This is a genomic window from Parabacteroides sp. merdae-related_45_40 (genome assembly GCF_001915675.1).
In genome coordinates this window covers 7,652-11,392 of the sequence record NZ_MNQY01000084.1, presented here as the reverse complement: position 1 = coordinate 11,392, position 3,741 = coordinate 7,652, and the positions used below count along the sequence as shown (strand labels likewise).

3 protein-coding genes are annotated in these 3,741 nt (G+C 47.4%); all 3 read right to left on the bottom strand.

The genetic code is table 11. The features are described 5' to 3' along the window. Positions 1-569 precede the first annotated feature (569 nt). Entirely contained in the window at positions 570-1,394 is an 825-nt protein-coding gene (locus BHV83_RS10900) for a purine nucleoside phosphorylase I, inosine and guanosine-specific (protein ID WP_286757511.1), read from the bottom strand. A 71-nt stretch (positions 1,395-1,465) separates the two neighbouring features. Further along, positions 1,466-2,725 carry an amidohydrolase family protein gene (locus tag BHV83_RS10895; RefSeq protein WP_122116546.1) on the bottom strand — a complete coding sequence of 420 codons (1,260 nt, stop codon included), beginning with the start codon at positions 2,723-2,725 and terminating at the stop codon, positions 1,466-1,468. Continuing rightward, the coding region (locus tag BHV83_RS10890) for a helicase-related protein (RefSeq protein ID WP_286757510.1) at positions 2,722-3,741 on the bottom strand (1,020 nt) is incomplete at its 5' end. The genes BHV83_RS10895 and BHV83_RS10890, both read right to left, overlap by 4 nt.

The window sequence follows — 3,741 nt, the reverse complement described above, 5'->3', positions numbered from 1 at the left end:
TTTTCCCCATGATGGTTATGATAGATGAATGATAGTTGAAAACAGGAACTATCATAGAATAACAAACTGTTATACAGTCATATAAATTCAACTATGATAGTATGACAGTTGTTTTGCGAAAAAACTTTTATACCATATATACCTTTCTCGTTCAACGCCTTGAATGCCACTTTTACAGGTATCCCCTCTATCAAATTACCTCCTTCCGGAAAAAAGGTCAGTTTAGCGACTCGCGTATCCGCGAGGTACGGAGGAATCATATCCTTTATTTGCTATAGTCTTTACGATACGTATCTTCTTAGGATAAAAAGGACGGATAGTATCGTCCAAAAAGGAGAATCTGGTATAGGCATGGATACGGTAATCTTCCAGGATTCAGCTCCTTATCTATATAAATGTGACCGTCAGCAATGCCGGCTTGTACCGGATATTTTTCTTGCCAGACAATGCTGTCCTTCTTACCAAGCATTTCAACAAACTTGGTATTGTGCACCAACATTGGTGCAATCGGCAAAAAGCACCAATCCCACAATCCCCATAATCCAACACTTTTTCATCTTCTTCCCTTCTTATATCTTGGCAACTAATTCCCGGAAGAGAATGGTTATGACCGCTGCCGCTTGATTGGCGGCGACAATCACATCGGCCCCGTCATTGACGAAATCATCGGCAAAATGATAGCCTTCATTTGTAATCACGGACATACCGAATACACGCAAACCGGCATGACGAGCCACGATTACCTCCGGAACCGTACTCATTCCGATCGCGTCGCCTCCGACCCTGCCGTAGAAAGCATACTCAGCCGGAGTTTCGAAAGAAGGACCTGTCAGTCCGACATATACGCCCTTCTTCAATGAGATACCGTGGGACGCGGCAATTTCTTCGACAAGCCCAATAAACTCCCGGTCATACGCGCGCGTCATATCCGGGAAACGGGTTCCGAACTGTTCGTCATTCGGACCGATCAGCGGATTAGGCATCATATTGATGTGATCGCGTATGATCATCAGGTCACCAACTTTGAAACTCGTATTGATACCGCCTGCGGCATTGGAAACCAACAGATTCTTAACACCCAAGAGCTTCATCACCCGGACGGGGAAGGTCACTTGCTGCATGGTATAGCCCTCATAATAATGGAAACGTCCCTGCATGGCAAGCACCTGCTTCCCTCCTAACCTACCGCAGATGAAGTTTCCTTTATGTCCTGCGGCTGTCGAATGCATAAAATGCGGAATCTCACTATAGGGAATAACCACAGCTTCTTCGATCTGGTCGGCAAGGGACCCCAAGCCACTGCCTAAGATAATAGCGGTTTCCGGATTACCAGTAATACGAGACGACAGGTAACCAGCCGCTTCCCGATAAATAGTATTGTCATTTGTATTCATATACATTCAAATTAATTGTTCAACGTCACAAAAGAATAGGTTTCATGTCGAGGGAACTTCGGTTTTCTCGCCTACGGTTCTCTTACCAACTTATAGGCAAGTTCAGCTGTATGCTCCATAATCTCCTCCTCGCCCGGAACCTTTTTGTCTTGCATCAGGATTTTACCATCACAGATAACGGTATCGATACAACTGCCGTTTGCTGCATACACGAGATTGGAGACAAAGTTATGATTCGGGGTAAAAGCCGGAATATCTAAATCGACCAAACAGAGATCCGCCAGATAGCCTTCGGCAATCCGTCCGGCTTTCAGTCCGATAGCCGAAGCACCGGCTTCCGTCGCCGCCTGGAATATTTCACCAGCTGGAATCGCCTCCGGGTCTTTCCGCCAGGCCTTGCCTAAAAGCGAAGCAAGTTTCATCGCCTCGATCATATCCAGATTATTGGAAGAAGAACAACCGTCAGTACCCAAAGCGACAGTAACACCGGCCTTTCGCATCTCACAAAATTTGAATTGAATGCCGGAGGCCAGCTTCATATTGGATGCCGGATTATGCACCACTTTCACTCCGTGATCCGCCAGCATACGAATCTCGTCATCATCGACATAGATACCGTGCGCAATGATCAGACGTGGGGATAATATACCTAATTTATATAAATAACGTACAGGAGTAAAGCCGAACTGTTTGATTGAGTTTCTGACTTCGCCTTCCGTCTCTGCCAAATGCAGATGAATCGGGACGGAATGCTCGGCAGCAAAACCATGTATCCACTGTAACAGTTCGCCAGACACGGTATAAATGGCATGGGGACCGACCGCATACCGTATGCGCTTGCTATAGTTTTCCACATCGACAACAAGTTTCTCGTTTTCACGCTTGCTCTTTTCTGCCAATTCTGGTTTGAAATGATCGAAACAGACGCCGGCAAGCAATGCACGCAGCCCCATTTCTTCGACAGCATCGGCCGTAGCCCGGAACTTATGATACATATCGAAAAACGTTGTCGTCCCGCTTTTTATCATTTCGAGACAAGCTAGCTTCGTTCCCCAATAAACATCCTCGCGCGTCAATTTCGCTTCATTCGGCCAGATCTTCTGCTCCAGCCAGGGCATCAACGGCATGTCATCGCCAAAACCACGGAAAAGCGTCATAGCAGCATGTGTATGCGCATTTACGAAACCAGGGATCAAGGCTTTACGCCTTCCGTCTATCACCTGATCCGCCTGTACCTGAAGATCCGTCCCTACCTGCCTGATCTCCTTTTTCTCTATATAGACATCAGTTACAGCACCATCCAATAAAGCGCCTTTTATCAATATGCTCATATAAACTTAGCTTTCATGTTCTTTATCTTTTCATTCCGAATACGCCCCAGCAAACCGGATAGTTTAGTCCGCTTGACAGCTGCGAAAGCGCAACTTTCCTTTATCTCGACTATGCCTAAATCGTCCTTTTCCAGTCCACCTTTCTGAAAGAGGAAGCCGACCACATCCTTCTTGCTCAATTTGTCCCGTTTCCCCCGATTGATCGTCAGTGTCACCCACTCGGAACGGACGGGCTTCTTTGCCACTTCCGGCAAGAAAAACTCATCCGGCTCGCGGGTGATATATTCAGGAATCGTCTCTTCCGCATTCAAGATCAGATAAGCAACCCCTTCCGCGTTCATACGAGCCGTACGTCCGTTACGATGCACGTACGCCTCTTCACTCACAGGAAGATGATAATGGATCACATTCTTCACTTCTGGAATATCAAGACCGCGAGAGGCCAAATCAGTAGAAATAAATACGGTAGCACTGCCGTTACGGAAATGCGACAAGGCACGTTCACGTTCCGGTTGCTCCATTCCTCCGTGGAAGTATTCGTTATCTACACCCATTTCGGTCAGATAGTTGCTCACCCGTTCTACCGTCTCCCGATAATTGCAGAAGATAAGGGCAGAACCACCTTTCAGTTCACCTAAAAGCTTGTACAAGGTTTCCAGCTTGTCCTTAACTGGAGACTTGACCACACGCAAAGCCAGCCCTTTCGACTCCTTCACATCTTTCAAGAACGACAATCGTACCGGAGCTGTAATCCCGGTGAAAGCAGGAATATCGACTGCTGCCGTTGCCGAAGTCAGCACCCGGCGGCGCACGCCTGGGAGATGTGCCAAAATCTCCTTCATTTCAGCAAGAAAACCCAGTTCGAGCGATTTGTCAAACTCATCAAGGATCAGCGTACGCACACTGTCCAGATTGATATTACCCCGTTCCAAATGGTCGACGATACGCCCCGGCGTGCCGATCAGGACCGTCGGCGGATGTTCGAGACTCTTCTTCTCCGTGCGGATGGGATGCCC

Bases quoted from the DNA above. Each gene is read 5' to 3' on its own strand.
- BHV83_RS10900 (WP_286757511.1), bottom strand. From the start codon at position 1,394: ATGAATACAAATGACAATACTATTTATCGGGAAGCGGCTGGTTACCTG.
- BHV83_RS10895 (WP_122116546.1), bottom strand. From the start codon at position 2,725: ATGAGCATATTGATAAAAGGCGCTTTATTGGATGGTGCTGTAACTGAT.